A 25,343-nucleotide genomic window follows, 5' to 3' on the forward strand; every position below is an offset into this window, starting at 1 on the left:
TCAGACGCCCAGCAGGGCTGCCTGGAAGTCGGCGAGCGGAAAGCGCTCGCCGAGTTTTTCCCGCTCGATGTAGCGCACCATGTGTTGCACGTTGCGCCGGATCATGCGGGCGGACAACGGCGCACGCAGGAAGCGCATGTCGGCGACGTCGATCAGGCCCAGGCGATCGTCGGGCGTCACCACCACGTTGCCCAGGTGCAACGAACGGAAGTACACCCCCGAGCGGTGCAGGTGCTGGATCAGCTCGATCAGCCGCGGTAGATAGACGTCCCAGCTGAAACTTTCTTCACGTGCCATCTGCAGCAGTGTCCGCCCTGGCAGCGGGCGGTACAGCACCGCGGTGCGGCCCGGCAGGTCGAGCTTGTGGTGGCTGATGACTTCGAGGGTGGGAATGCCCAGTTGCGCCAGGCGCGCGGCGTTGTCGATGAACCGCTGCGAGTAGGGGCGCAGCAGCGCGGACGAAAACAGGCGCTTGCGACGAAAAACCTTGAGGATATTGCCATCGCCAAGCAGGTAGACTTTGGCGCCGTAACTATCTGCCTCCAGAATCTGGGCGCCAAGTGTCAGCTGATCGAAGTCGACCTGAGGTAGCCGGGAGCATTGCATGGATGGGGGCCTTGTCGTCTGGCAAGCGAATTGACCGGCAATAATGCCGAAAATCACGACGCAGTACCATGAAAGCGTCTCTGAACCGTTAACGGTCGGATATGCCGTCGGAAGGGTGCCGATGGGAAAGCCTGTGGTAAAATTTCCGGTTCAACCTGAACAGCGAGCTCGATGATGGCCGAAACACCGCGTCCGGCGGAGCACAACTCCAGCCTGAAGATCTATTTCCGGCTGCTGAGCTACGTGAAACCCTATGTCGGCATTTTCCTGCTGAGCATCGTCGGTTTCGTGATCTTCGCCTCGACCCAGCCGATGCTGGCCGGGATCCTCAAATATTTCGTCGATGGCCTGAGCAACCCGCAGGCGGTCCTGTTTCCCAACGTGCCTTACCTGCGCGACCTGCAGCTGTTACAGGCAGTGCCGCTGCTGATCATCCTGATCGCCGCCTGGCAGGGCTTCGGCTCGTTCCTGGGTAACTACTTCCTGGCCAAGGTCTCCCTTGGCCTGGTGCACGACCTGCGCGTGGAGTTGTTCAACAAGCTGCTGGTACTGCCCAACCGCTACTTCGACAACCACAACTCCGGGCACCTGATCTCGCGCATCACCTTCAACGTGACCATGGTCACCGGCGCAGCCACCGATGCGATCAAGGTGGTCATCCGCGAAGGCCTGACCGTGGTGTTCCTGTTTGGCTACCTGGTGTGGATGAACTGGCAGCTGACCATGGTGATGCTCGCCATCCTGCCGGTCATCGCCATCATGGTCAGCGTGGCCAGCAAGAAATTCCGCAAGCAGAGCAAAAAAATCCAGGTGGCCATGGGCGATGTCACCCATGTCGCCTCCGAGACCATCCAGGGTTACCGGGTGGTGCGCAGCTTCGGCGGTGAAACCTACGAGCAGAAGCGCTTCCAGCGTGCCAGCCAGAGCAACACCGACAAGCAACTCAAGATGACCAAGACCGGCGCGCTCTATACGCCGATGCTGCAGTTGGTGATCTACACCGCCATGGCCGCGCTGATGTTCCTGGTGCTGTTCATGCGTGGCGACTCGTCGGCCGGTGAGTTAGTGGCCTACATCACCGCCGCGGGCTTGCTGCCCAAGCCGATCCGCCAGCTTTCGGAGGTCAGTTCGACCATCCAGAAGGGCCTGGCCGGTGCCGAGAGCATCTTCGAGCAGCTCGACGAGGCGCCCGAGGTGGATACCGGTACGGTCGAGAAGGAGCGTGTGGAAGGCCGCCTGGAAGTGCGCAACCTGAGCTTCAGCTACCCCGGCACCGACCGTGAAGTGCTGAGCGATATCAGCTTCGTCGCCGAACCTGGGCAGATGATCGCGCTGGTGGGGCGCTCGGGCAGTGGCAAGTCGACCCTGGCCGCATTGATTCCACGCTTCTACCATCACGACCAGGGCCAGATCCTGCTCGATGGCCTGGAAATTTCCGACTACCGCCTGCGCAACCTGCGCCGCCATGTGTCCCAGGTGACTCAGCATGTCACCCTGTTCAACGACACCGTGGCCAACAACATCGCCTACGGCGATCTTGCTGGCGCCCCGCGTGCGGACATCGAAGCGGCAGCGGCCGACGCCTATGCCAAGGAGTTCGTCGACAAGCTGCCCAAGGGCTTCGACACCGAAGTGGGCGAGAACGGCGTGCTGCTGTCCGGTGGTCAGCGCCAGCGCCTGGCGATCGCTCGGGCGCTGCTGAAGAACGCCCCGCTGTTGATTCTCGACGAGGCCACCTCGGCCCTGGACACTGAGTCAGAGCGGCATATCCAGGCCGCCCTGGACCACGTGATGGAGGGCCGTACCACGCTGGTGATCGCCCACCGCCTGTCGACCATCGAGAAGGCCGACCAGATCCTGGTCATGGACCAGGGCCGCCTGGTGGAGCGCGGTACCCATGCCGAGCTGTTGCAGGCCAACGGTCACTACGCCCGCCTGCACGCCATGGGCTTGGACGAGCCGGAAAAGGCCGACATCACCTGAAGCACCGAGTCGGGGCCCGTGTGGCCCCGATTGTCACCGGAATTTGCCAGGGCCCATCTGGCCGTAAGGCCTACCCGGCCCTGTGCTAATATCCTGCCCCTGTTCATTATTTCTTTTGGGTTGCCCATGAAGTTGTCCATGCCGCGTTTCGATCAAGCCCCGGTACTGGTGGTCGGCGATGTCATGCTCGACCGCTACTGGCATGGCGGTACTTCGCGTATTTCGCCGGAAGCGCCGGTGCCGGTGGTCAAGGTCGATCAGATCGAGGACCGCCCCGGCGGCGCGGCCAACGTTGCCTTGAACATCGCCGCGCTGGGCGCGCCGGCATCGCTGGTCGGCGTCACCGGCCAGGACGAGGCCGCCGAGAGCCTGGCCAACAGCCTGCAGGCCGCCGGCGTACGCTCGCTGTTCCAGCGCATCGCGCACCAGCCGACCATCGTCAAGCTGCGGGTCATGAGCCGTCACCAGCAATTGCTGCGCATCGACTTCGAAGAGCCTTTCGCCACCGATGCGGTGTCGCTGGGTAGCCAGGTCGACAGCCTGCTCGAGGGCGTCAAGGTGCTGGTGCTGTCCGACTATGGCAAAGGCGCGCTGAAAGACCCCCAGGGCCTGATCAGCGCTGCTCGGGCACGTGGCATTCCGGTGCTGGCGGACCCCAAGGGCAAGGATTTCACCATCTACCGTGGCGCCAGCCTGATCACCCCGAACCTGAGCGAATTCGAAACCATCGTCGGCCGTTGCGCCGACGAGGCCGAGCTGGTCGCCAAGGGGCTGCAACTGCTGCAGGACCTCGACCTGGGTGCGCTGCTGGTGACCCGTGGCGAGCACGGCATGACCCTGCTGCGTGCTGGCCAGCCGGCGCTGCACCTGCCGGCGCGAGCCCGTGAAGTGTTCGATGTCACCGGTGCCGGCGATACCGTCATTTCCACCCTGGCCGTGGCCATCGCCGCCGGTGAAGACCTGCCACACGCCGTGGCCCTGGCCAACCTGGCCGCCGGCATCGTGGTCGGCAAGCTGGGGACCGCCGCGATCAGCGCCCCGGAACTGCGCCGGGCCATCCAGCGCGAGGAAGGCTCTGAGCGCGGGGTGCTGGGCCTGGAGCAATTGCTGCTGGCGATCGACGATGCGCGTGCGCACAACGAGAAGATCGTCTTCACCAACGGCTGCTTCGACATCCTCCACGCCGGGCACGTGACCTATCTGGAGCAGGCCCGAGCCCAGGGTGATCGCTTGATCGTCGCGGTCAACGACGACGCCTCGGTCAGCCGCCTCAAGGGGCCGGGCCGGCCGATCAACAGCGTCGACCGGCGCATGGCCGTGCTGGCCGGCCTGGGGGCGGTCGACTGGGTCATCAGCTTCCCCGAGGACACTCCGGAAAACCTGCTGGGCGAGGTCAGGCCGGACGTGCTGGTCAAGGGCGGCGACTACGGCATCGAGCAGGTGGTCGGTGCCGATCTGGTCAAGTCCTACGGCGGCACCGTGAAGGTGCTGGGGTTGGTCGAGAACAGCTCGACCACCGCCATCGTCGAGAAAATTCGCAAGAACTGATAACGACTGGGGCCGCTTCGCGCCCCAGGTTCATTTGTTCAGCGATGTCCGCGCGCGCGCCAGCAGCGCCCGGGCCTTGTCGCCGAAGCGTTGCAGATGCGAGGCCCGGGCCGGTTTGTGCTCCTCCAGTCCCTGTTGCTTGACCCAGTCCTTCCAGCGCACCCGCTCGTCGCGCACCACCCACCCTTCTTGCAGGGCGAAGCTTTCGGCCAGGTACAGCCCGCGCGTGCTGGCGCGCACCAGTTCGTCCTGGCGCAAGGTGTACAGCTCGGCCAGCGGTTGGCCGTCCTGGAGGGGCATCAGGTACAGGTCGGGGCGCTTGCGGTTGAGCCGTGCCACCAGTTGGTCGCCTTCCAGGCGTTCGTCGACATGGAACAGGCTGAGCTTCTTGGCTTCCCGGGGCACCTGCAAGCGCATGTCGTAGATCAGCTGCAGCGATGCCGTCGGCAGGTGCACGTAGGCTCGTGGCCGTTCCAGCAGCATCAGGTTGGCGCAGTGCACGGGGCGCGCCGCGCCGGACTGCGGCGTCAGCACGAAAGGTGCCGTCTCGCGGTAATGCAGGGCAGCGGCATACGGAGCCGGCAGCCAGGTATCGTTGAAGCGCCCGCCTAGCCAGCCTTCCGGGGTTTCCAGCAGGCATTCCTCGGCGACTTCCTGCACTGCGGTGTGCAACGGCAGGTTCAACTCCTGCGCGGGCACATAGCCGGAAATCAGCTTCAGCACCACGTCGCCGCGATCCTGGCGGCGCTGGCGCACCAGCACCCAGTAGTCGCGGTTCTGCCAGTGCAGGGTCAGGCGGACCGAAACCCCGAGGTTGGCCAGCTCGGTAACGAACCGCTGCGCGTCGGGCAGTTCGATGGCGCGGCGGCGTTGCTGGGTCTGGCTGAAGTTCAGCGGCATGCCGATGCTCTGGTAGGCCAGCCCTTCGGGGGTGGCCTCGACGTGCAGGGGCAAGGTCTTGAAGTTGCTCGGATTCTTGCGGATCAACGTTCGCGGCACGAGGCTCCTCCTTGCGTCGGGCGCCCGCGGGCGCGAATCAATGCTGGCCCAGGATACGGGCGACGGTGGCCACGTTATGGGCCAGGTGCAGCGGATTGATGGTACCGACGATAGCACTGCTGACGCCCGGATGGGAGAACAGCAACTCGAAGCTGGCCTGCACCGGATCGACCCCGGGGGCCAGGCAGATGTGCCCGCTGGCCAGGGCCTTTTTCACCAGGATGGCCTTGCCGTGCGCGGCGGCGTAGTCCAGTACCGGGCGTTCGGCCTGCTCGTTGAGGTTGTAGGTGACCATGGCGCAGTCGCCCTGCTCCAGCGCCTTGAGGCCCCCGGCAGCGGTCTTGCCGGAAAACCCGTAGCCGAGGATCTTGCCTTCGCGCTTGAGCTCGGCGAGGGTCTGGTAGACCTCCTGCTGCTCGAGGATCGCCAGGTCGTTGCCGTCGGAGTGCACCAGCACCAGTTCGATGCGGTCGGTTTCCAGCCGCCGCAGGCTGCGCTCGACCGAGCGGCGAGTGTGGGCGGCGCTGAAGTCGAAGTGCGAATGGCCGTCTTCGAACTCCTCGCCCACCTTGCTGACGATCACCCAGGCTTCGCGCTGGCCGCGCAGCAGCGGGCCCAGGCGTTCTTCGCTGCGACCATAGGCCGGGGCGGTGTCGATCAGGTTGATGCCCAGCTCGCGGGCCTGGTTGAGCAGCAGGCGCGCTTCGTCATCGGCAGGGATGGTGAAGCCGTTGGGGTACTTCACGCCCTGGTCGCGGCCGAGCTTGACCGTGCCCAGGCCCAGCGGGGATACCTCCAGGCCAGTGCTGCCCAGTGGCCGATGGAAGTCGTGCAGGGTTGGCAGGCTCATGGCAGCAGTTGCTCCCAGGCCGGCACACCGAGGCTCGGGCGCGGCAGGCCGCCGAGATCGGGCTGGGCGGCTGGGCGCACACCATCACGCTCCAGGCTGGCCAGCACGCGGTCGCTGAAGTCTGGTGCCAGGGCCAGCTTGGTCGGCCAGCCGACCAGCAGGCGCCCCTGCTCGGCGAGGAAGGCGTTGTCCGGGCGCACCAGGCCAGATTGCGCGGGCTCCGCGCGGTCGACCCGCAGGGTGGCCCAGCGCACCAGGCTCTGGTCGACCCATGGCAGCAGGTTGGCGATTTCCTTTTGCGCGGCGGCGATCTGCGCCTCAGGCGTACGGGCCACGCCCTCGGCCTCGGCGAGGTCTCCGCCGAGGTACCAGACCCATTGGCCATCGGCCGCCGGGTGGGTGGTGACGGTCACCCGGGGTTTGGGCCCACCGCCCAGGCAATGGGCGTACAACGGCTTGAGGTTCGGTCCCTTGGCCATGACCATGTGCAGCGGGCGCAATTGCATGGCCGGCTGGCTCAAGCCCAGGGCGTGCAGCAGGTCTTCGGTGCCGCCGCCGGCGCTCAGAACGACACGTTGTGCGCGGATGTCGCGGCCGTCGACGTGCAAGCCGACCAGTTGGTCGTCTTCGCGCAGTGGCTCGATGTGTTCGCCGGCCAGCAGGCTGTCGCCGGCAAGGTCGGCGAGGTTGGCCAACAGGCTGGGCACGTCGATCACCAGCTCGGCAAGGCGATAGACCTTGCCCTTGAAGGCGCGGTCCTGCAGGGCGGGGGGCAGTTGTTCTCCCTTGACCTGCTCGACCCGGCTGCGTACGGCCTTGCTGGCGAAGAAGCTGGTGAGGTTGCCGGCCAGGGTGCCGGGCGACCACAGGTAGTGGGCGTCGGACAGCAGCCGGGTGCCGCGCAGGTCCAGTTCGCCACTGCCGGCCAGGGCCTCGCGCCAGCGGCGCGGCATGTCGGCGATGGCCTCCGAGGCACCGGTCAGGGCGCCATGCAGGGCGTACTTGGTGCCGCCATGGATGATGCCCTGGGACTTGACCGTCTGTTCGCCACCGAGGCTGGCGCGTTCCACCAGCACTGTCGAATAGCCCTGGCGGCGCAACCGGGCGTTGAGCCAGAGGCCTGCGACGCCGGCGCCGACGATCAGCACGTCGGTGGTAATGGCAGATGGCATGGGGGTACCTCGAAGACTGGGACAGCTGGCAAGTATACAGGGTCGGGGCCAATGCCAGTCAGTTAAGCAATCTGGGGCCGCAAAGCAGCGCCTGGCGGCCCTGACCTCAATGCCCCGCCGTCTTGGAAAACAACTGAATCACCACCACGCCAGCGACGATCATCGCCATACCCAGCATCGCCGGCACGTCCAGCTTCTGCCCGTAGATCACCAGCGCCGCGATGCTGATCAACACGATCCCCAGTCCCGACCAGATCGCGTAGGCGATCCCCACCGGAATACTGCGCACCACCAAGGTCAGCATCCAGAAGGCGATGGCATAGCCACACACCATCAACAGCAACGGCAGCGGCGTACTCAGGCCCTTGACCGCCTTCATGGAGGCAGTGGCGATGACTTCGGCGCAAATGGCGATGGCCAGGTAGGTGTAGGCATTCATGATGGAATCTCCGGTAACTGGGGCGCATTCTAGCGCTTGCCCGGATGGGGTAAAGTCATTACCTATCCGCATAGGAGATAGGTCGATGCCTCAGCAGTGGAATCTGGATCAGTTGCGTACCTTCGTGCGTGTCGTAGAGCTGCGCTCTTTTTCGGCGGTCGCCCGTGAGCAGCGCAAGGCACAGTCGGCGATCAGCAATGCCATTGCCCTGCTCGAGGCGGACCTCGGCGTGGCCCTGTTCGAGCGCAGCAGCGGACGGCAACCGAAACTGACCGAGAACGGCGCCGCCCTGCTCGAGGATGCCCATGAACTGTTGCGCCAATGCGAGCGCATGGAAGGGCGGGCGCAGGCCTTGATGCGCGGCCAGGAAGCATTGCTGCGCGTGGCCCAGGACGAGGCCATGCCTTACCAGCCGGTGATCGACAGCCTGGACGAGCTGGCCAGCCGTTATCCCTACCTGCAAGTGCAACTGGCCAGCGGCGCCCAGGGCGATGTCGCGCGCAAGCTGGTGGAGCGCCGTGCCGACCTGGGGCTGTTCTTCAACCACGAGCGCATGCCGGCCTCGCTGGAGCGGCGTGCCCTGGGCAGTGTGGAAATGGTCACCGTCTGCGCGGTGGGTCACCCGCTTGCCGGGCGTGGGCGGGTCAGCTGCCAGCAGTTGGCGCAGCATCGACAGCTGTTGGTCACCGCGCAGGAAAGCGGCTACCCCGGCGGCGAGGTGGCCAGCCCGCAGGTCTGGCGCGCCGACAGCTTCTACGCCATGGCCGAGCTGCTGATGCGCGGTCTGGGCTGGGCCTGGTTGCCGCGCCATGTGGTGCAGTACCCCACCTACCAGGCGCACATGGTCGAGCTCGATTGCGAGTGGCGCCCGCCGGCATTGGTGGTCGAGCTGGCCTGGCGCCGCGACGAGCCGCTGGGGCCGGCCGCGCAGTGGCTGGCCGAGCGCTTTGCGGTGCACCTGCGCGCGATCGGGTAAACTCCGCCGCCATGAACAGAACACTCTATACCCTGCTTTTCCATCTGGGCCTGCCGCTGGTTGCGCTGCGCCTTTACCTGCGTGCGCGCAAGGCGCCGGCCTATCGCCAGCGCATCGTCGAGCGCTTTGCCCGCAACCTGCCGCCGATGCAGCAGGGAGGGCTCTGGGTGCATGCCGTGTCGGTGGGCGAGAGCATCGCCGCAGCGCCCATGGTGCGCGCCCTGCTCAAGGCCTACCCAGGCTTGCCGATCACCTTGACCTGCATGACCCCGACCGGCTCGGAGCGCATTCGCGCGATGTTCGCCGACGAGCCGCGGGTCCAGCACTGCTACCTGCCCTACGATTTGCCATGGGCCGCTGGGCGCTTTCTCGACCATGTCCGCCCGCGCCTGGGCATCATCATGGAAACCGAGCTGTGGCCCAACCATATCCATCAATGTGCCAAGCGCGGCATCCCGGTGGCCTTGGCCAATGCCCGGTTGTCCGAGCGCTCGGCACGCGGCTATGCGCGCTTCGCCAAGCTGACCCGGCCGATGCTCGCCGAGATGAGCCTGATCGCGGTGCAGACCGAGACCGAGGCCCAGCGCTTCCGTGACCTGGGGGCACGGCCCGAGTGCGTGCAGGTGACCGGCTCGATCAAGTTCGACCTCAAGGTCGACGAGCAGTTGTTACCCCGTGCCCGCGCCCTGCGCGAGGAGTGGGGCGCCACCCAGCGTCCGGTGTGGATCGCCGCCAGTACTCATGAGGGCGAGGATGCGCTGATCCTGCAAGCGCACCGGCAGTTGCTGCAGGTGCACGGCGATGCGCTGCTGATCCTGGTGCCGCGCCATCCGGAACGGTTCGATGCGGTGCAGACCCTGTGCTGCGATCAGTTCGCCACCGTGCGTCGCTCCTCGGGTGCGGCGGTGGATGCGCAGACGCAGGTGCTGCTCGGCGACACCATGGGCGAGCTGCTGTTTCTCTATGCCCTGGCCGATATCGCCTTCGTCGGCGGCAGCCTGGTTGCCACCGGTGGCCATAACCCGCTGGAGCCAGCGGCGTTGGCGTTGCCGGTGATCATGGGGCCACATGTGTTCAATTTCCTCGAAATCAGCGCGATGTTGCGTGAAGCGGGGGCACTCCAGCAGATCGATGATGCCGAGGGCCTGGCCCAGGCTGTGCGGCGGCTGGTGGAGCTGCCGCAGGATGCGCGGCGCATGGGCGAGGCGGGCAGGGCGGTGATGCGCGCCAACCAGGGGGCGTTGCAGCGCTTGCTGGATGGGCTGGGCCGATTGATGCCCTAAATGCGATTCCTGTAGGAGCGAATGCTGCATTCAGGGCTTGCGCTCGAAATTCTTCGCCGCCGCTGCTGCCAGGTCCGGTGGCAGGAAATCCTTGTCTGGGTTGTAGTCCGCTTTCAGGTAGCGCTTGAGGTCCTGCAGGTCTTGTGGGCTCAAGGTCCCCGCCGCCTGCTTGAGGCTCAGGTTGTCGAGGATGTAGTCGTAGCGGCTGTTGTTATAGTCGCGCACCGAGGTGTACAGCTGGCGCTGGGCATCGAGCACGTCGACGATGTTGCGGGTACCGACCTGGTAGCCGATCTCGGTGGCCTCCAGCGCACTCTGGTTGGAGATGATCGACTGCTTGCGCGCCTGCACCTGTTCCACATCGGTGTTCACGGCGCGGTGCAGGTTGCGGGTGTTCTCCACCACCTGGCGGCGCAGGCTTTCGCGTTGCTGCTCGCTTTGGCTCAGGCGCTGGTAGGCCTCGCGCACCTGCGAGCTGGTCAGCCCGCCGCTGTAGATCGGGATGTTCAGCTGCAGGCCGATGCTGGTCTGCTCCACGTCGCCGGAATAGCGCACGCCGGTTTGCGGTGCCGGGTTGGTGAAACCGAGGCTGTCGTTGTCGCCTTTCTGGTAACGCGCCACGGCGTCCAGCGTCGGCGCATGGCCGGCCTTGCGCTGGCGCAGGGTTTCCTCGGCGGCGTCGACGGCGTGGTTGGTCGCCAGCAGATTGAGGTTCTGCCGCGCCGCAGTGTCGACCCAGGCCTTGGCATCATTGGGAGTCGGCACCTGTACCGGCAAGGTGTGGACCACGCCCTGGATCGCCGAGTACTCGCGGTTGGTCAGGGTCACCAAGGCCTCGAAGGCATCCTGCACCTGGCGTTCGGCGATGATCCGGTTGGCCCGCGCGGTGTCGTAGCTGGCCTGGGATTGCAGCACATCGGTCTTGTCCGAAAGGCCCACGTCGAAGCGTTCGTTGGACTGGTCGAGTTGACGCTTGAAGGCCGCTTCCTCGGCTTTGGTCGCGGCGAGGTTGTCCTGGGCGCGGAGCACGGCGAAGTAGTTCTGCGCCGTCTGCAGGATGAGGTTCTGTTCTGTCGCCGAGAGTTCCAGTGCGGCCTGTTCGTTGACCGCTTCGGCGGCTTGCAGTTGGAACCAGCGGTCGGCACGGAAGATCGGCTGCGACAGGGTCGCACTCCATGAATTGCCACTGCGGTTGGAGGTGATCGACGGCTCGTCGAGCTTGGTGCGGGTGTTCATCATCTCGGCACCGGCCGACAGGTTCGGCAGCAGGCCGGCCCTGGCCTGGGGTACCACTTCGCGACGGGCGCCATAGTCGGCGCGAGCCGCCGCCAGGTCGGCGTTGTTGTCGACAGCCTCCTGGTAGACGCTGACCAGGTCGGTCTTGACTGTCGTGGGCACATCCGCTGCCCAGACCATTCCATTGGACGCACAAGACACGGCTATCGCCAGTGAAAGTTTGCGCAGCATAGAGGCAATCCTTGTACGAAATTTAATTACTGAACTGTTGAGTACGGAATAGCGGGTCAGTGTAGTGCCATGTGCTGTTGCCAACAATCGTAGTGCGTTCCATTCATCAGCGCCGGGTTTACCCGCTTGGCTTTGCCGACCACTCCAGTCTAGACTGCGCATGTTCTTGTCGGGGTGCCTTGAAGCAAAGGCTGAGATCGCAAAGTTGCGGATCCCGTTGAACCTGATCAGGTTAGCGCCTGCGTAGGGAACAAGATTGCTCGCCTTCCCGGGGAGCCTCTTGTGCCAGGTCCGGGAATGTCTCAGCTTTCAATAGCTTCAGGCACTTCACGTATCCGGCACTGCACTCGTCTCAGAGTGCGTTCGTGCCTTTCAGGTTCACCCCGACATTCCATCCGCTAGGAAGCTGTCTGGAGAGCCTGTGATGAGCAAACAAGAAAAAACGATCAACCTCAGCGAGTCGGCGCAAGTCGATCAGCAATCCGTGCAACCGTTCCCGCGTTCGCGCAAGGTCTATGTCGAAGGCTCGCGCCCGGACATCCGCGTGCCCATGCGCGAAATCAGCCTGGACGACACCCCGACCGATTTTGGCGGTGAGTCCAATGCCCCTGTGCTGGTCTACGACACTTCCGGCCCGTACACCGACCCCAACGTGATCATCGACGTGCGCAAGGGCCTGGCCGACGTGCGTTCGGCGTGGATCGACGCCCGCGGCGACACCGAGCGCCTGGACGGCCTGAGTTCCAATTTCGGCCAGCAGCGCCTGAACGACGCCGACCTCGCCAAGCTGCGCTTCGCTCACGTGCGCAACCCGCGTCGTGCCAAGGCCGGTGCCAACGTCTCGCAGATGCACTATGCCCGCCAAGGCATCATCACCGCCGAGATGGAGTACGTGGCCATCCGCGAGAACATGAAGCTGCAGGAGGCCCGCGCCGCCGGCCTGCTGAACGAGCAGCATGCCGGCCACAGCTTCGGTGCCAACATCCCGAAGGAAATCACCCCCGAATTCGTCCGCCAGGAAATCGCCCGTGGCCGCGCGATCATCCCGGCCAACATCAACCACCCGGAAGTGGAGCCGATGATCATCGGTCGCAACTTCCTGGTGAAGATCAACGGCAACATCGGCAACAGTGCCCTGGGCTCGTCGATCGAGGAAGAAGTGGCCAAGCTGACCTGGGGCACCCGCTGGGGCTCGGACACGGTCATGGACCTGTCCACCGGCAAGCACATCCACGAAACCCGCGAGTGGATCATCCGCAACTCGCCGGTACCGATCGGTACCGTGCCGATCTACCAGGCCCTGGAGAAGGTCGGTGGCGTCGCCGAAGACCTGACCTGGGAGCTGTTCCGCGACACCCTGATCGAACAGGCCGAGCAGGGCGTGGACTATTTCACCATCCACGCCGGCGTCTTGCTGCGCTATGTGCCGCTGACCGCCAAGCGGGTGACTGGCATCGTCAGCCGCGGCGGCTCGATCATGGCCAAGTGGTGCCTGGCGCACCACAAGGAAAACTTCCTGTACACGCACTTCGACGAGATCTGCGAAATCATGAAGGCCTACGACGTGAGCTTCTCGCTGGGCGATGGCCTGCGCCCTGGCTCGATCGCCGACGCCAACGACGCCGCCCAGTTCGGTGAACTGGAAACTCTCGGCGAGCTGACCAAGATCGCCTGGAAGCACGATGTGCAGTGCATGATCGAAGGCCCGGGCCACGTGCCGATGCAGTTGATCAAGGAGAACATGGACAAGCAGCTCGAGTGCTGCGACGAGGCGCCGTTCTACACCCTCGGCCCGCTGACCACCGACATCGCCCCGGGCTACGACCACATCACCTCCGGCATCGGTGCGGCGATGATCGGCTGGTTCGGCTGCGCCATGCTCTGCTACGTCACGCCCAAGGAACACCTGGGCCTGCCGAACAAGGACGACGTCAAGACTGGCATCATCACCTACAAGATCGCTGCGCATGCAGCAGACCTTGCCAAGGGGCATCCTGGCGCGCAGATTCGAGACAACGCGCTGTCCAAGGCACGCTTCGAATTCCGCTGGGAAGACCAGTTCAACCTCGGCCTGGACCCAGACACCGCGCGGGCCTTCCATGACGAGACGCTGCCCAAGGAATCGGCCAAGGTCGCGCACTTCTGCTCGATGTGCGGGCCGAAGTTCTGCTCGATGAAGATCACCCAGGAAGTGCGCGAGTATGCCGCCAAGATCGAAACCGTGGACGTGACGGCCGAGCAGGGTATGCGTGAGCAGGCCGAGCGGTTCCGCCAGGAAGGCAGCCAGCTTTACCACAAAGTGTAAAGCGTCACCGTTACCCCTGTAGGAGCGGGTTTACCCGCGAATGCGTTGGTGGATTCACTGACGCGTTCGCGGGTAAACCCGCTCCTACTGGTTTTCCCAACAACAATGACTTTTGGTAAGCGCGCCGATGACCACCCCCAGCCACTTCTCCCCCGACCACCCGGTCCCCACCGACCAACGCCTGTTCGGCGCCCGCGACCTGTTCTCGTTGTGGTTCTCCCTCGGCATCGGCCTCATGGTCCTGCAGGTCGGTGCCTTGCTGGCGCCTGGCCTGGGCCTTTCCGGAGCGCTGCTGGCGATCCTCCTGGGCACGGGTGTCGGCGTGCTGCTGCTGGCCGCGGCCGGCGTGGTCGGCAGCGATACCGGCCTGTCGGCCATGGCCACCTTGCGCCTGACCCTGGGCAGCCATGGCGCACGCCTGCCAGCCTTGCTCAACCTGCTGCAACTGGTGGGTTGGGGTTCGTTCGAGATCATCGTCATGCGCGATGCCGCCAGCCTGCTGGGCGCGCGCGCCTTCGGCGACGGCAGTGCCTGGAGCAATCCGCTGCTGTGGACCCTGTGCTTCGGTGCCTTGGCCACCCTGCTGGCGGTCAGCGGACCGCTGGCGTTCGTGCGCAAGGTCCTGCGCAAATGGGGCATCTGGCTGTTGCTCGGCGCCTGCCTGTGGCTGACCTGGAACCTGTTCGCCAAGGCCGATCTCAGCGCCCTGTGGAACCGCGCCGGGGATGGCTCGATGTCGCTGGCGGTAGGCTTCGACATCGTCATCGCCATGCCGTTGTCCTGGCTGCCGCTGATCGCCGACTACTCGCGTTTCGGCCAGCGCGCCAGCCGAGTGTTCGGTGGCACTGCCCTGGGCTTCTTCATCGGCAATGCCTGGCTGATGAGCCTGGGCGTGGCCTACACCCTGGCCTTCGCCGCAGACGGCGAAACCAATGCGCTGCTGCTGGCCTTGGCCGGTGCCGGCCTGGGGATCCCGCTGCTGCTCATCCTGCTCGACGAGTCGGAGAACGCCTTCGCCGACATCCACTCGGCGGCGGTCTCCACGGGGCTGCTGGTACGTCTGAAGGTCGAGCACCTGGCCCTGGCGATCGGTGTGTCGTGTACCCTGATCGCCCTGCTGGCGCCGCTGGCCCAGTACGAGAACTTCCTGCTGCTGATCGGTTCGGTGTTCGCACCGCTGTTCGGCGTGGTACTGGTCGACCATTACCTGGTGCGCCGACGTCGGGCGCCGGCACAGGTGGCGGGCCTGCACTGGCCGGCGCTGCTGGCCTGGGCAGTGGGGGTGGCGGCGTATCACCTGATCGCCGCGCAGGCGCCGGACTTCGGTGCGACCCTGCCAGCCTTGCTGCTGGCAGGTGTGCTGCACGCGTTACTGAGTGTCAGCCGCGGCCGGGAAACAGCTCGGGCTTGATCACACCGTTGAGGCGCGGGTACGGAATCTTCAGCTCGACGTGGCCCATGGAGTAGGGCGCGATGGCATAGACTTCGTACTTGACCACCACCGCGCCGTACGTCAGGGCGACGTGCGGCGAGCGCTTGAATGGCCAGGTCTTGACGAACTCGGCGTCCTTGTCCATGCCGACGCTGATCAGCCAAGCCTTGTGCGACTCCTCGACGGTCTTCCAGAAGGTCTCCTCCTGGCCGGGCACCAGCATGTCCTGCAGGGTCAGCACCTTGTCCAGCTTGCGCGAATAGTTGATGAAGCCACGCCCGGGCATGCCGTGGGCGCCGCCGCTGTCGAGGTAGCTGGACAGCTCGATGATCACCAGCCCGTCATGCTGCTCGCGTACCTTGGCCTGCAGGTAGCTGCTGTTGCGCTTGTCGGCGCTTGCCAGGTACTGCTGCTCGTAGGCCTGCAGGGTCGCCGGGGTGGTGCCGTGCTGGTTGTCCTCGGTCAGTTGCAGCAGGCGCTTCTCGACGATGCCGTCGAGTTTGGGCAGGGCCGGGAAGTGGATGGTGTCGATGTTCACCAGCGGGCAGTCGCTTTCGCTGCAGCCGGGTTTGACATGCTCCCAGGCGTCGCGCTTGACCTCGAGCGGGGCCCGGTAATTGGGCGTGAACAGGCTCTGGCAGGCGCCCAGGGCCAGTGCCAGCACGGCCACGGAAGTCAGTTTGACGAGCGTCATGATGATCCTTGCAGAACAGGGAAAGTCGGCCTTTGACCGTCTGCGCGGCCTTCAGTTCGCCACTAAGCTAACAGAGTAGACGCGCGCTGTCCCGACCGTGCGAACGGTTGCTCGAAGGGGGTGAAACGTGAAAGCGTGCAGAGTAGGATGGCGCGATGCGGTAAACGAGGTAGCGAGGATTTTCATGTCGGATACGTTGAATTCGGTGCCCAGGGCGGTCGAGATCGTCGAGCGGGCCAATTGCTTCCAGGGCTTCTACAAGCTCGACAAGGTACGCCTGCGCCATGAGCTGTTCGCCGGCGGCCTGGGCCGCGAGATCAGCCGCGAGTTGTTCGTGCGCCACGACGCGGTGTGCGTGCTGCCCTACGACCCGTTGCGCGATGAGGTGGTGCTGATCGAGCAGTTTCGCGTCGGCGCCATGGACAAGGTCGACAACCCCTGGCTGATCGAGATGGTCGCCGGGCTGATCGACAAGGACGAGGAACCGGAAGAAGTCGCCCACCGTGAAGCCGAGGAAGAGGCCGGCCTGGCCTTCGCGGCCCTGTGGCCGATGACCCGCTACTTCCCCTCGCCGGGTGGCAGCGATGAATACGTGCACCTGTTCCTCGGCCGCTGCAGCAGCGAAGGCGCCGGCGGCCTGCATGGCCTGGAGGAAGAGGGCGAGGACATCCGCGTACGCGTGTGGTCGTTCGACGACGCGCTGCAGGCGGTACGTGATGGGCGCATCTGCAACGCCGCGACCATCATCGGCCTGCAGTGGCTGGCGCTGAACAAAGATGAAGTCCGAGGTATGTGGAAGTGAACCTGCTGCGTGAGCGTTATCGGGTCGACCTGGCCGGGCTGCAAGCAGCCTGCGAGGCCAACTATGCCCGGCTCATGCGCCTGCTCCCCGACATGCGTACCACCCAGAGCTCGCGGCGCATCGGCATGGCCCAGGGCGACCAGATGCTCGGCGTGCTGGTGCTCGATGTGCTGCTGGCCTGCCCCTACACCACCACCCTGCGCGTGCGCCAGGAGCACAGCCTGCCGTGGCTGCCGGTGCCGCAACTGGAGGTGCAGGTGTACCATGACGCACGCATGGCCGAGGTGGTCGGTGCCGAACATGCCCGCCGCCTGCGCAGTATCTACCCCTACCCCAATGATGCGATGCACCAGCCCGACGAGAAGGCCCAACTCAACCTGTTCCTCGGCGAGTGGCTGAGCCATTGCCTGGCCTGTGGTCACGAACTGGCAAGCGTGCGCTGAAATGTGACGGCGTACTCGTAACAGAGGGGGCCCCGGCTGTTTGCCGGAGACCGTTCCCTCGCCATAATTGCCGCTGAATCCGCTCGAGGAGACGGCCGTTGCCGCAACCAGATCAATCCCAGGCCCCCGTACACGTCGTGCAACTGACCGACGCCCACCTGTTCGGCGATGCGGCCGGCACCCTGCTTGGCCTCAACACCCGCGAAAGCCTGCGCCATGTGGTCGCCCAGGTCCGACGCGAGCAGCCGCGCATCGACCTGCTGCTGTGCACCGGGGACCTGTCGCAGGATGGCAGCGTGGCGTCGTACGAGGCGTTTCGCCAGTTGAGCGGCGAACTCGCGGCGCCGGCCCGCTGGTTGCCGGGCAATCACGACGAGGCCAGGGTCATGGCCGAGGTCGCACCGGAACTGGTCGAGGCGGTCACCGATATCGGCGCCTGGCGTGTGGTGATGCTCGACACATCGGTACTCGGCGCCACCCACGGCCTGCTGCAACCCGACCAGCTGGCGCTGCTCGACCAGGCCTTGGCCACGGCAGGTGGGCGCCATTGCCTGGTCTGCTGCCATCACCAGCCGGTGGACATCGGCTGCGCCTGGATCGCACCGATTGGCCTGCGCAATGCCGAGCAACTGCTGGCGCGCCTGAAGGGTTATCCACAGGTCAAGGCACTGCTCTGGGGGCATATCCACCAGGAGTGGGATGAAGTGCGCGAGGGGGTTAGATTGCTCGCTACGCCCTCGACCTGCATCCAGTTCGCGCCGCGCAGCGAGGACTTCAAGGTGAGCGAGGAATTGCCGGGGTATCGCTGGCTGCGTCTGCACGCCGATGGTCGGCTGGAAACCGGGATAGAGCGCGCCCGGGACTTCGAGCTCAAGCTCGACTTCAACAGCCCAGGGTATTGAAGCTGCTGCCACCGGGATATCTGTTCATTGAAGAAATTGTTGCGAAATCGGCCAGCGGGCCTCAAAACCCGGTGAACACGCTACACTGCGCGTCCCAGCGCCCGCCTGTCGGGGCGCGAAGCCACAGACACCGGGGGCAGCATGTCGGGTTCCATCCTCTATATCCATGGCTTCAACAGCTCACCGTTGTCGACCAAGGCGCGCCAGCTCGCGGCGGTGATGCAGCAGCTCGGCTTGGCCGGGCAGTTGCGTGTGCCTGAGCTGCATCATCACCCGCGCCAGGCCATCGCCCAGCTCGAGGCGTGCATCGCCGAGCTCGACGCGCCCTTGCTGGTCGGCAGCTCGCTCGGCGGCTACTATGCCACCCATCTGGCCGAGCGCCATGGCCTCAAGGCCCTGCTGGTCAACCCGGCAGTGACCCCGCACAAGCGTTTCGACGGCTACCTCGGCACCCAGCGCAACCACTACAGTGGTGAAACCTGGGAGCTGACCCTGGACCACGTGCAGGCCCTGGCCGAGCTCGAAGTCGCGGCGCCTGCGGACCCCAGCCGCTACCAGGTATGGTTGCAGACCGGGGATGAAACCCTGGATTATCGCCACGCCGAGCAGTACTACCGCGGTTGCGCCCTGCGTATCCAGGCCGGTGGCGATCATGGTTTCCAGGGCTTCGCCGAACGCCTGCCGGCGCTGCTGGCCTTTGCCGGCATTGCCCCCGGGCAGTATGCGGCGCTCGATTTTTCTGTATTTTGACCCTTTTGCATTCACCAGACTGACGACGAGAACCCATGGCCAATCCCAGCGCTAGCGCCTATAACGCAGACGCCATCGAAGTCCTCTCCGGCCTCGACCCGGTCCGCAAGCGGCCGGGCATGTACACCGATACCAGCCGGCCCAACCACCTGGCCCAGGAAGTCATCGACAACAGCGTCGACGAAGCCCTGGCTGGCCACGCGCGTTCGGTGCAGGTCATCCTCCACGCCGACCACTCGCTGGAAGTCAGCGACGATGGCCGCGGCATGCCGGTGGACATCCACCCCGAAGAGGGCGTCTCGGGGGTCGAGCTGATCCTCACCAAGCTGCACGCCGGCGGCAAGTTCTCCAACAAGAACTACCAGTTCTCCGGCGGCTTGCACGGCGTCGGTATTTCCGTGGTCAACGCCTTGTCGACCCAGGTACGCGTGCGCGTCAAGCGCGACGGCAACGAATACCAGATGACCTTCGCCGACGGCTTCAAGGCCAGCGAACTGGAGGTCGTCGGTTCGGTCGGCAAGCGCAACACCGGCACCAGCGTGTACTTCAGCCCCGATCCGAAGTACTTCGACTCGCCCAAGTTCTCCATCAGCCGCCTCAAGCATGTGCTCAAGGCCAAGGCCGTGTTGTGCCCGGGGTTGCTGGTCAGCTTCGAGGACAAGGCCAGCGGCGAGAAGGTCGAGTGGCACTACGAGGACGGCCTGCGCTCCTACCTGGTCGACTCGGTCAGCGAGTTCCAGCGCCTGCCCGACGAGCCGTTCTGCGGCAGCCTGGCCGGTAACAAGGAGGCTGTCGACTGGGCCCTGCTGTGGTTGCCCGAAGGTGGCGACAGCGTCCAGGAAAGCTACGTCAACCTGATTCCCACCGCCCAGGGCGGTACCCATGTCAACGGCCTGCGCCAGGGGCTGCTCGATGCCATGCGCGAGTTCTGCGAGTTCCGCAACCTGCTGCCGCGCGGGGTCAAGCTGGCCCCCGAGGACGTCTGGGAGCGCATCACTTTCGTGCTGTCGATGAAGATGCAGGAGCCGCAGTTCTCAGGGCAGACCAAGGAGCGACTGTCGTCCCGCGAGGCCGCAGCGTTCGTCTCTGGCGTGGTCAAGGACGCATTCAGCCTGTGGCTCAATGCCCACCCGGAACTGGGCATGCAACTGGCGGAGCTGGCCATCAGCAACGCCGGGCGCCGCCTCAAGGCGAGCAAGAAGGTCGAGCGCAAGCGTGTCACCCAGGGCCCGGCGCTGCCCGGCAAGCTGGCCGACTGCGCCGGGCAGGACCCGATGCGTGCCGAGCTGTTCCTGGTCGAAGGTGACTCTGCCGGCGGTTCCGCCAAGCAGGCCCGGGACAAGGAGTTCCAGGCCATCCTGCCGCTGCGCGGCAAGATCCTCAACACCTGGGAGGTGGACGGCGGTGAAGTCCTGGCCAGCCAGGAGGTGCACAACATCGCCGTGGCCATCGGCGTCGACCCAGGCGCCACCGACCTGTCGCAACTGCGCTACGGCAAGATCTGCATCCTCGCCGACGCCGACTCCGACGGCCTGCACATCGCCACGCTGCTGTGCGCGCTGTTCGTCCAGCATTTCCGCCCGCTGGTCGAGGCCGGGCACGTCTACGTGGCCATGCCGCCGCTGTACCGCATCGACCTGGGCAAGGAAATCTACTACGCGCTCGACGAAGCCGAGCGCGATGGGATCCTCGATCGCCTGGTGGCCGAGAAGAAACGCGGCAAGCCGCAGGTCACCCGCTTCAAGGGCCTGGGCGAAATGAACCCGCCACAGTTGCGCGAGACCACCATGGACCCGAACACCCGGCGCCTGGTCCAGCTCACCCTGGACGACCTGCAGGGCACCACCGAGATCATGGACATGCTGTTGGCCAAGAAGCGTGCCGGTGACCGCAAGAGCTGGCTGGAAACCAAGGGCAACCTGGCCGAGGTCCTGGTTTGATTCGTCTGTTGTCCGCGTTCTGCCTGGCCCTGGTCGCGCTGACCAGCCAAGCCGGCGATTGGCCGCAGCTCAAACTCACTGCCGAGCATCCCATCGAGGGCATGCGCGGCGGCAACCTGTCTGGCATGGCCTGGTGCCGGGGTGGCCTGTGGGGCGTGTCCGACCGCGACGACGACCGCATCTACCGCTTCGACCAGCAGGCGGCGGTATGGCGTGCCCAGCCCTTGACCTTCACCTCGCCGCCGGTGCCGGAGAGCGGCTTGCCGTGGGGCCTGAAGGTGCGCAATTGGGCCGCGGCGTTCGTGCGGGGCGGTGAGTTGGACTTCGAAGGCATCACCTGCGACCAGGCGGGCAATATCTTCCTGGTCAGCGAGGCCCACGCGGCGGTTCTGCAGTTGCCGGTCGAGGGCGAGCCCAACTGGCTCAGGATCGACCCGGTGATGGTGCGTCAGGCACGTGCCAGTGGCATGTTGCTCAACTTCAACGCGCTGTTCGAGGGCTTGGCCATCAACCCGGCCGGTGACCGCCTGTGGCTGGCGGCCGAGCGTGAGCGGCGCGGGCTGGTGGCGATCGAACGCCAGCAGTCGGTCTGGACCTGCGGGCGCAGCTGCGTGCTGCTGAGCGAGGCCGGTGTCGAAATGCAGCCGCCGCAGATGCCCAACCCACGGGCGCTGTCGCGTGATTTCGCCGACCTGGCCTGGTTCGAGGGCAAGCTGTTCACCCTCGAGCGCAACGCCTTTCGCGTCTGCCGCCGTGATGCCGACAGCGGCAAGGTGGAGCGTTGCTGGTCGTACGCCGCCGATGCCCTGGTGCCCAAACGCCGCTACGACGTGCCGTTCGGCCTGGCCGAGGCGCTGGTGATCGATGCCAAGGGCGCCTGGATCGGCCTGGACAACAACAACGGCGACCGCGCCGACGGCGAGACACGGCCGATCGTCTGGCGCTTTGCCGCGCCAGAGGGTGGTTGGAGCGCCGAGCCGTGACCCAGCCAGCAGGCAAGCGCGCCGGCAAGGTACTGATGATCGTCGCCTGGGCGGCGGCGCTGTTCCTCGCCACGCGCTTTTTCGGCCAGTGGGAAGAGCGCCAGCGCAACCCCAATACTCAGGTGCAGTCCGAGCATGGCGATGGCTTCATCGAGGTGCGCCTGCTGGGCAATGGCCAGGGCCATTTCGTGCTGGACGGCGCGATCAACGGCCAGGTCGTGCACTTCATGCTCGACACCGGTGCCACCGACGTGGCCATCCCCGAGAAGCTGGCAGCCGAGCTGGACCTGGTGCGTGGCAGCCCGGTCATCCTGAGTACCGCCAACGGCCGCACCGAGGGCTACCGTACGCGGCTGGACAGCCTGCAACTGGGCGATATCCACCTGCAGGGCGTGCGCGCCCTGGTGGTCCCCGGCCTGGACGGGCAGACCGTGCTGCTGGGCATGAGCGCCCTGAAACAACTTGAATTTACCCAGCGCGGCGGCACCATGCTGCTGCGCCAGAACCTGAAATGACGAGGCCCGCATGAGCGACTCACTGGAACTCAGCCTGGACGGCGTCGAACGCCGCTCGCTGGCTGACTTCACCGAACAGGCCTACCTCAACTATTCCATGTACGTGATCATGGACCGGGCCCTGCCGCATATCGGCGACGGCCTCAAGCCGGTGCAGCGACGCATCGTCTACGCCATGAGCGAGTTGGGGCTCGATGCCGATGCCAAGCACAAGAAGTCGGCGCGTACCGTCGGCGACGTGCTCGGCAAGTTCCACCCCCACGGCGACTCGGCCTGCTACGAGGCCATGGTGCTGATGGCACAGCCGTTCAGCTACCGCTACACCCTGGTAGATGGCCAGGGCAACTGGGGTGCTCCGGACGATCCGAAGTCGTTCGCCGCCATGCGTTACACCGAAGCGCGTCTGTCGCGCTACTCCGAAGTGCTGCTCAGCGAGCTGGGCCAGGGCACCGTGGACTGGGTGCCGAACTTCGACGGCACCCTGCAGGAGCCTGCCGTGTTGCCGGCGCGCCTGCCCAACATCCTGCTCAACGGCACCACCGGCATCGCCGTGGGCATGGCCACCGACGTGCCGCCGCACAACCTGCGTGAGGTGGCCAGCGCCTGCGTGCGCCTGCTCGACGAGCCCAAGGCCACCCTCGAGCAACTGTGCGAGCACATCCAGGGCCCGGACTACCCGACCGAGGCCGAGATCATCACCCCGCGTGCGGAGATCCTCAAGATCTACGAAAGTGGACGCGGCTCGATCCGCATGCGCGCCGTGTATCGCGTCGAGGACGGCGACATCGTCGTCACCGCGCTGCCGCACCAGGTCTCCGGGGCCAAGGTGCTGGAACAGATCGCCGCGCAGATGCAGGCCAAGAAGCTGCCGATGGTCGCCGACCTGCGCGACGAGTCGGATCACGAGAACCCTTGCCGCATCGTCATCATCCCGCGCTCGAACCGGGTGGATGGCGACGAGCTGATGCAGCACCTGTTCGCCACTACCGACCTGGAAAGCAGCTACCGGGTCAACGTCAACATCATCGGCCTCGACGGTCGGCCGCAGTTGAAGAACCTGCGGGCCTTGCTGCTGGAATGGTTGCAGTACCGTATCGGTACCGTCCGTCGCCGCCTTCAGCACCGCCTGGAAAAGGTCGAGAAGCGCCTGCACCTGTTGGAAGGCTTGCTCACCGCGTTCCTCAACCTGGACGAGGTGATCCACATCATCCGCACCGAGGAGCATCCCAAGCAGGCCCTGATCGCCCGTTTCGACCTGACCGAGATCCAGGCCGACTACATCCTCGAGACCCGCCTGCGGCAACTGGCCCGCCTGGAAGAGATGAAGATCCGCGGCGAGCAGGACGAGCTGCTCAAGGAGCAGGCCAAGCTGCTCGCCCTGCTGGGCAGCGACGCCAAGCTGCGCAAGCTGGTGCGCAGCGAGCTGATCAAGGACGCCGAGACCTATGGCGACGACCGTCGCTCGCCGATCGTCGAGCGTGCCGAGGCCAAGGCGCTGTCCGAGAACGAACTGATGCCGACCGAGCCGGTGACCGTGGTGTTGTCGGAAAAAGGCTGGGTGCGTTGCGCCAAAGGCCACGACATCGACGCCACCGGCCTCTCCTACAAGGCCGGGGACGGCTTCAAGGCCGCCGCTGCCGGGCGTTCCAACCAGTTTGCCGTACTCATCGACTCGACCGGTCGCAGTTATTCGCTGGCAGCCCACAGCCTGCCTTCGGCGCGTGGCCAGGGCGAGCCGCTGACTGGGCGCCTGGCGCCGCCGCCGGGGGCCACCTTCGAATGCGTGCTGCTGCCTGAAGACGATGCGCTGTACGTGGTGGCATCCGATGCCGGCTACGGCTTCGTGGTCAAGGGCGAGGACCTGCAGGCCAAGAACAAGGCCGGCAAGGGCCTGCTCAGCCTGCCCAACGGCGCCAAGGTCATCACCCCCCGACCGGTGGCCAACCGTGACCAGGATTGGCTGGCGGCGGTCACCACCGAAGGCCGGCTGCTGGTGTTCAAGGTCAGTGATCTGCCGCAACTGGGCAAGGGCAAGGGCAACAAGATCATCGGCGTGCCGGGCGACCGGGTCGCCAGCCGCGAGGAATACGTCACCGACCTGGCGGTGCTCGGCGAGGGCGCGACCCTTGTATTGCAGGCCGGTAAGCGTACGCTGTCTCTGAAACCCGACGACCTGGAGCACTACAAGGGCGAGCGGGGTCGGCGCGGCAGCAAGCTGCCTCGCGGCTTCCAGCGGGTCGATGGATTGCAGGTGGAAGGCCCGGCGTAATCTGGCCAAACGCCTGGAACGGCAATATCAGCGTCGTTCCAGGCGGAAATGCTGGAGTCGGACAGCTATTTCGCGGATGATAGTGCCCTTGCGGTGCCGGCGTGGCCGTGTGCCCGATTGAATCGATATTTAGTATCACTGCGGTTTGCCGGGTGGCGACCGCTTGGATGGGTTGAATGAAATTCCTGCGCCTTCCATTTGCGCTGTTGATGACGGGTTTGCTGGGGCTGGGCGGATGCAGCATGCATCAGCCGGTCGCCCTGTACCAACTCGACAGCGGTGATCCTGGCCAGCCTTCGCAAAGCGCTGGCATGGCCGTGGTGCTCGGCCCGGTTTCGGTTGCCGATTACCTGCAACGCGAAACCTTCCTGCAGCGTCAGGCCGATGGCAGCCTGAGTTCGGCGACCGACGGTCGCTGGGCGGGTAGCCTGTCGTCGGATATCGACCAGCTGCTGGTGCGCCAACTGGCTTGGCGCCTGGACAGCCAGCGCGTCGTGCTGGCGCCGGCGAGCACCGGCTTTACCCCGGATGTGCAAGTCCTGCTGTCGATCACCCGCCTGGACTCGGGCAAGAACCAGCCTGCGATCCTCGATGCCCAGTGGCGTCTGCTCGATCGCCGTGGTCACGTGCGTGACAACCGTATCGTGCACCTCGAGCAGCAACACGAGGGCAGCGAATCGTCGCAGGTACAGGCCCAGGGCCAACTGCTGCAGAAGCTGGCCGAGCAGTTGAGCACTGCGGTCAAGCCGCTGGCCAACCAGCCGGCAATCGCTGAAGAAACGCCGAAAAAGCCGGCAGCGCCGCAACAGGTGAAGAAGGAACCGGAGAAGGCCAAGATTCCAATGGCTTCGCCGATTCGTACGGACATGGAGGTGTATCGGTTCTGACCGAATCGTTACCCACAAAAAAGCCCGCATATTCGCGGGCTTTTTTGTGGGTTCTGTGAAAGTTGGGGCTGCTTTGCAACCCATCCGGCCGGATGCGG

Annotated in this window: 22 protein-coding genes and 1 riboswitch; of the genes, 15 read left to right on the top strand and 7 right to left on the bottom strand. The window is 65.3% G+C overall.

The window, feature by feature from the left end:
* Positions 1-606, bottom strand: coding sequence for a toluene tolerance protein (locus IAE37_RS03920; protein ID WP_201169497.1), 606 nt, complete (start codon positions 604-606; stop codon positions 1-3).
* Between the two features lie 174 nt (positions 607-780).
* Here IAE37_RS03920 and msbA point away from each other — a divergent pair, with 174 nt between their 5' ends.
* Entirely contained in the window at positions 781-2,589 is a 1,809-nt protein-coding gene (msbA, locus tag IAE37_RS03925; protein ID WP_201169500.1) for a lipid A export permease/ATP-binding protein MsbA, read from the top strand.
* A gap of 126 nt (positions 2,590-2,715) precedes the next feature.
* Positions 2,716-4,137, top strand: a complete 1,422-nt coding sequence (gene hldE / locus IAE37_RS03930; protein ID WP_201169508.1) for a bifunctional D-glycero-beta-D-manno-heptose-7-phosphate kinase/D-glycero-beta-D-manno-heptose 1-phosphate adenylyltransferase HldE — start codon at positions 2,716-2,718, stop codon at positions 4,135-4,137.
* Between the two features lie 30 nt (positions 4,138-4,167).
* Here the strand turns inward: hldE and IAE37_RS03935 are convergent, their stop codons facing one another.
* The 4 genes from IAE37_RS03935 to IAE37_RS03950 all read right to left on the bottom strand — a co-directional run bounded on the left by IAE37_RS03935 (position 4,168) and on the right by IAE37_RS03950 (position 7,597).
* Positions 4,168-5,136, bottom strand: a complete 969-nt coding sequence (locus IAE37_RS03935; RefSeq protein WP_201169511.1) for a metal ABC transporter ATPase — start codon at positions 5,134-5,136, stop codon at positions 4,168-4,170.
* 37 nt (positions 5,137-5,173) lie between these two features.
* Positions 5,174-5,986 (bottom strand): aldo/keto reductase, encoded by an 813-nt coding sequence (locus IAE37_RS03940; RefSeq protein ID WP_201169514.1) that lies wholly within the window; start codon positions 5,984-5,986, stop codon positions 5,174-5,176.
* Entirely contained in the window at positions 5,983-7,158 is a 1,176-nt protein-coding gene (locus IAE37_RS03945) for an NAD(P)/FAD-dependent oxidoreductase (RefSeq protein WP_201169517.1), read from the bottom strand. Before IAE37_RS03945 ends, IAE37_RS03940 begins: the two co-directional genes overlap by 4 nt.
* A gap of 106 nt (positions 7,159-7,264) precedes the next feature.
* On the bottom strand, positions 7,265-7,597 hold the full coding sequence (locus tag IAE37_RS03950) for a DMT family transporter (RefSeq protein ID WP_201169520.1): 333 nt from the start codon (positions 7,595-7,597) through the stop codon (positions 7,265-7,267).
* Between the two features lie 85 nt (positions 7,598-7,682).
* On the opposite strand from IAE37_RS03950, the gene IAE37_RS03955 reads away from it, so the two are divergent.
* Together IAE37_RS03955 and waaA are read left to right on the top strand one after the other, a co-directional pair.
* Positions 7,683-8,573, top strand: a complete 891-nt coding sequence (locus IAE37_RS03955) for a LysR family transcriptional regulator (protein ID WP_201169523.1) — start codon at positions 7,683-7,685, stop codon at positions 8,571-8,573.
* An 11-nt stretch (positions 8,574-8,584) separates the two neighbouring features.
* The gene (waaA, locus tag IAE37_RS03960; protein ID WP_201169526.1) at positions 8,585-9,856 is read left to right on the top strand and encodes a lipid IV(A) 3-deoxy-D-manno-octulosonic acid transferase; all 1,272 of its coding nucleotides are present in this window, start codon (positions 8,585-8,587) and stop codon (positions 9,854-9,856) included.
* Positions 9,857-9,886: 30 nt separating this feature from the next.
* On the opposite strand, the gene IAE37_RS03965 is transcribed toward waaA, so the two are convergent.
* Complete coding sequence (locus tag IAE37_RS03965; RefSeq protein ID WP_201169529.1) at positions 9,887-11,323, bottom strand: TolC family outer membrane protein; 1,437 nt, start codon at positions 11,321-11,323, stop codon at positions 9,887-9,889.
* Positions 11,324-11,483: 160 nt separating this feature from the next.
* A riboswitch (TPP riboswitch) is annotated at positions 11,484-11,590 on the top strand.
* A 157-nt stretch (positions 11,591-11,747) separates the two neighbouring features.
* On the opposite strand from IAE37_RS03965, the gene thiC reads away from it, so the two are divergent.
* Positions 11,748-13,628: a phosphomethylpyrimidine synthase ThiC gene (gene thiC, locus IAE37_RS03970; RefSeq protein WP_201169532.1), complete on the top strand. Its 1,881-nt coding sequence runs from the start codon at positions 11,748-11,750 to the stop codon at positions 13,626-13,628.
* A gap of 127 nt (positions 13,629-13,755) precedes the next feature.
* Positions 13,756-15,039, top strand: coding sequence for a putative hydroxymethylpyrimidine transporter CytX (gene cytX / locus IAE37_RS03975; protein ID WP_201169535.1), 1,284 nt, complete (start codon positions 13,756-13,758; stop codon positions 15,037-15,039).
* On the opposite strand, the gene IAE37_RS03980 is transcribed toward cytX, so the two are convergent.
* Positions 15,008-15,754, bottom strand: a complete 747-nt coding sequence (locus tag IAE37_RS03980; RefSeq protein WP_201169537.1) for an RsiV family protein — start codon at positions 15,752-15,754, stop codon at positions 15,008-15,010. The genes cytX and IAE37_RS03980 overlap by 32 nt on opposite strands.
* 184 nt (positions 15,755-15,938) lie before the next feature.
* Here IAE37_RS03980 and IAE37_RS03985 point away from each other — a divergent pair, with 184 nt between their 5' ends.
* The 9 genes from IAE37_RS03985 to IAE37_RS04025 all read left to right on the top strand — a co-directional run bounded on the left by IAE37_RS03985 (position 15,939) and on the right by IAE37_RS04025 (position 25,245).
* Entirely contained in the window at positions 15,939-16,556 is a 618-nt protein-coding gene (locus IAE37_RS03985; RefSeq protein WP_201169539.1) for an NUDIX domain-containing protein, read from the top strand.
* Entirely contained in the window at positions 16,547-16,999 is a 453-nt protein-coding gene (locus IAE37_RS03990) for a DUF1249 domain-containing protein (protein WP_201169542.1), read from the top strand. Before IAE37_RS03985 ends, IAE37_RS03990 begins: the two co-directional genes overlap by 10 nt.
* 98 nt (positions 17,000-17,097) lie before the next feature.
* On the top strand, positions 17,098-17,901 hold the full coding sequence (gene cpdA / locus IAE37_RS03995; protein WP_201169545.1) for a 3',5'-cyclic-AMP phosphodiesterase: 804 nt from the start codon (positions 17,098-17,100) through the stop codon (positions 17,899-17,901).
* Positions 17,902-18,042: 141 nt separating this feature from the next.
* Complete coding sequence (locus IAE37_RS04000; protein ID WP_201169548.1) at positions 18,043-18,651, top strand: YqiA/YcfP family alpha/beta fold hydrolase; 609 nt, start codon at positions 18,043-18,045, stop codon at positions 18,649-18,651.
* 35 nt (positions 18,652-18,686) lie between these two features.
* Positions 18,687-20,591 (top strand): DNA topoisomerase IV subunit B, encoded by a 1,905-nt coding sequence (gene parE, locus IAE37_RS04005; RefSeq protein ID WP_136916861.1) that lies wholly within the window; start codon positions 18,687-18,689, stop codon positions 20,589-20,591.
* Positions 20,588-21,574 (top strand): esterase-like activity of phytase family protein, encoded by a 987-nt coding sequence (locus tag IAE37_RS04010; protein ID WP_201169551.1) that lies wholly within the window; start codon positions 20,588-20,590, stop codon positions 21,572-21,574. The genes parE and IAE37_RS04010 overlap by 4 nt, the downstream gene beginning before the upstream one ends.
* The gene (locus tag IAE37_RS04015) at positions 21,571-22,089 is read left to right on the top strand and encodes a retropepsin-like aspartic protease family protein (RefSeq protein WP_201169554.1); all 519 of its coding nucleotides are present in this window, start codon (positions 21,571-21,573) and stop codon (positions 22,087-22,089) included. The genes IAE37_RS04010 and IAE37_RS04015 overlap by 4 nt, the downstream gene beginning before the upstream one ends.
* A gap of 10 nt (positions 22,090-22,099) precedes the next feature.
* Positions 22,100-24,358 carry a DNA topoisomerase IV subunit A gene (parC, locus tag IAE37_RS04020; RefSeq protein ID WP_201169557.1) on the top strand — a complete coding sequence of 753 codons (2,259 nt, stop codon included), beginning with the start codon at positions 22,100-22,102 and terminating at the stop codon, positions 24,356-24,358.
* Between the two features lie 176 nt (positions 24,359-24,534).
* A complete protein-coding gene (locus IAE37_RS04025; protein ID WP_201169560.1) occupies positions 24,535-25,245 on the top strand; it encodes a PqiC family protein in 711 nt (236 codons plus the stop codon).
* Positions 25,246-25,343 lie beyond the last annotated feature (98 nt).

Source organism: Pseudomonas sp. S31 (assembly GCF_016648105.1).
Taxonomy (GTDB): domain Bacteria; phylum Pseudomonadota; class Gammaproteobacteria; order Pseudomonadales; family Pseudomonadaceae; genus Aquipseudomonas.

Excerpts from the sequence above, each read along its gene's own strand:
- IAE37_RS03920 (WP_201169497.1), bottom strand. The coding sequence starts at position 606 with ATGCAATGCTCCCGGCTACCTCAGGTCGACTTCGATCAGCTGACACTT.
- msbA (WP_201169500.1), top strand. The coding sequence starts at position 781 with ATGGCCGAAACACCGCGTCCGGCGGAGCACAACTCCAGCCTGAAGATC.
- hldE (WP_201169508.1), top strand. The coding sequence starts at position 2,716 with ATGAAGTTGTCCATGCCGCGTTTCGATCAAGCCCCGGTACTGGTGGTC.
- IAE37_RS03940 (WP_201169514.1), bottom strand. The coding sequence starts at position 5,986 with ATGAGCCTGCCAACCCTGCACGACTTCCATCGGCCACTGGGCAGCACT.
- IAE37_RS03945 (WP_201169517.1), bottom strand. The coding sequence starts at position 7,158 with ATGCCATCTGCCATTACCACCGACGTGCTGATCGTCGGCGCCGGCGTC.
- IAE37_RS03950 (WP_201169520.1), bottom strand. The coding sequence starts at position 7,597 with ATGAATGCCTACACCTACCTGGCCATCGCCATTTGCGCCGAAGTCATC.
- IAE37_RS03955 (WP_201169523.1), top strand. The coding sequence starts at position 7,683 with ATGCCTCAGCAGTGGAATCTGGATCAGTTGCGTACCTTCGTGCGTGTC.
- waaA (WP_201169526.1), top strand. The coding sequence starts at position 8,585 with ATGAACAGAACACTCTATACCCTGCTTTTCCATCTGGGCCTGCCGCTG.
- IAE37_RS03965 (WP_201169529.1), bottom strand. The coding sequence starts at position 11,323 with ATGCTGCGCAAACTTTCACTGGCGATAGCCGTGTCTTGTGCGTCCAAT.
- thiC (WP_201169532.1), top strand. The coding sequence starts at position 11,748 with ATGAGCAAACAAGAAAAAACGATCAACCTCAGCGAGTCGGCGCAAGTC.
- cytX (WP_201169535.1), top strand. The coding sequence starts at position 13,756 with ATGACCACCCCCAGCCACTTCTCCCCCGACCACCCGGTCCCCACCGAC.
- IAE37_RS03980 (WP_201169537.1), bottom strand. The coding sequence starts at position 15,754 with ATGACGCTCGTCAAACTGACTTCCGTGGCCGTGCTGGCACTGGCCCTG.
- IAE37_RS03985 (WP_201169539.1), top strand. The coding sequence starts at position 15,939 with ATGTCGGATACGTTGAATTCGGTGCCCAGGGCGGTCGAGATCGTCGAG.
- IAE37_RS04000 (WP_201169548.1), top strand. The coding sequence starts at position 18,043 with ATGTCGGGTTCCATCCTCTATATCCATGGCTTCAACAGCTCACCGTTG.
- parE (WP_136916861.1), top strand. The coding sequence starts at position 18,687 with ATGGCCAATCCCAGCGCTAGCGCCTATAACGCAGACGCCATCGAAGTC.
- parC (WP_201169557.1), top strand. The coding sequence starts at position 22,100 with ATGAGCGACTCACTGGAACTCAGCCTGGACGGCGTCGAACGCCGCTCG.
- IAE37_RS04025 (WP_201169560.1), top strand. The coding sequence starts at position 24,535 with ATGAAATTCCTGCGCCTTCCATTTGCGCTGTTGATGACGGGTTTGCTG.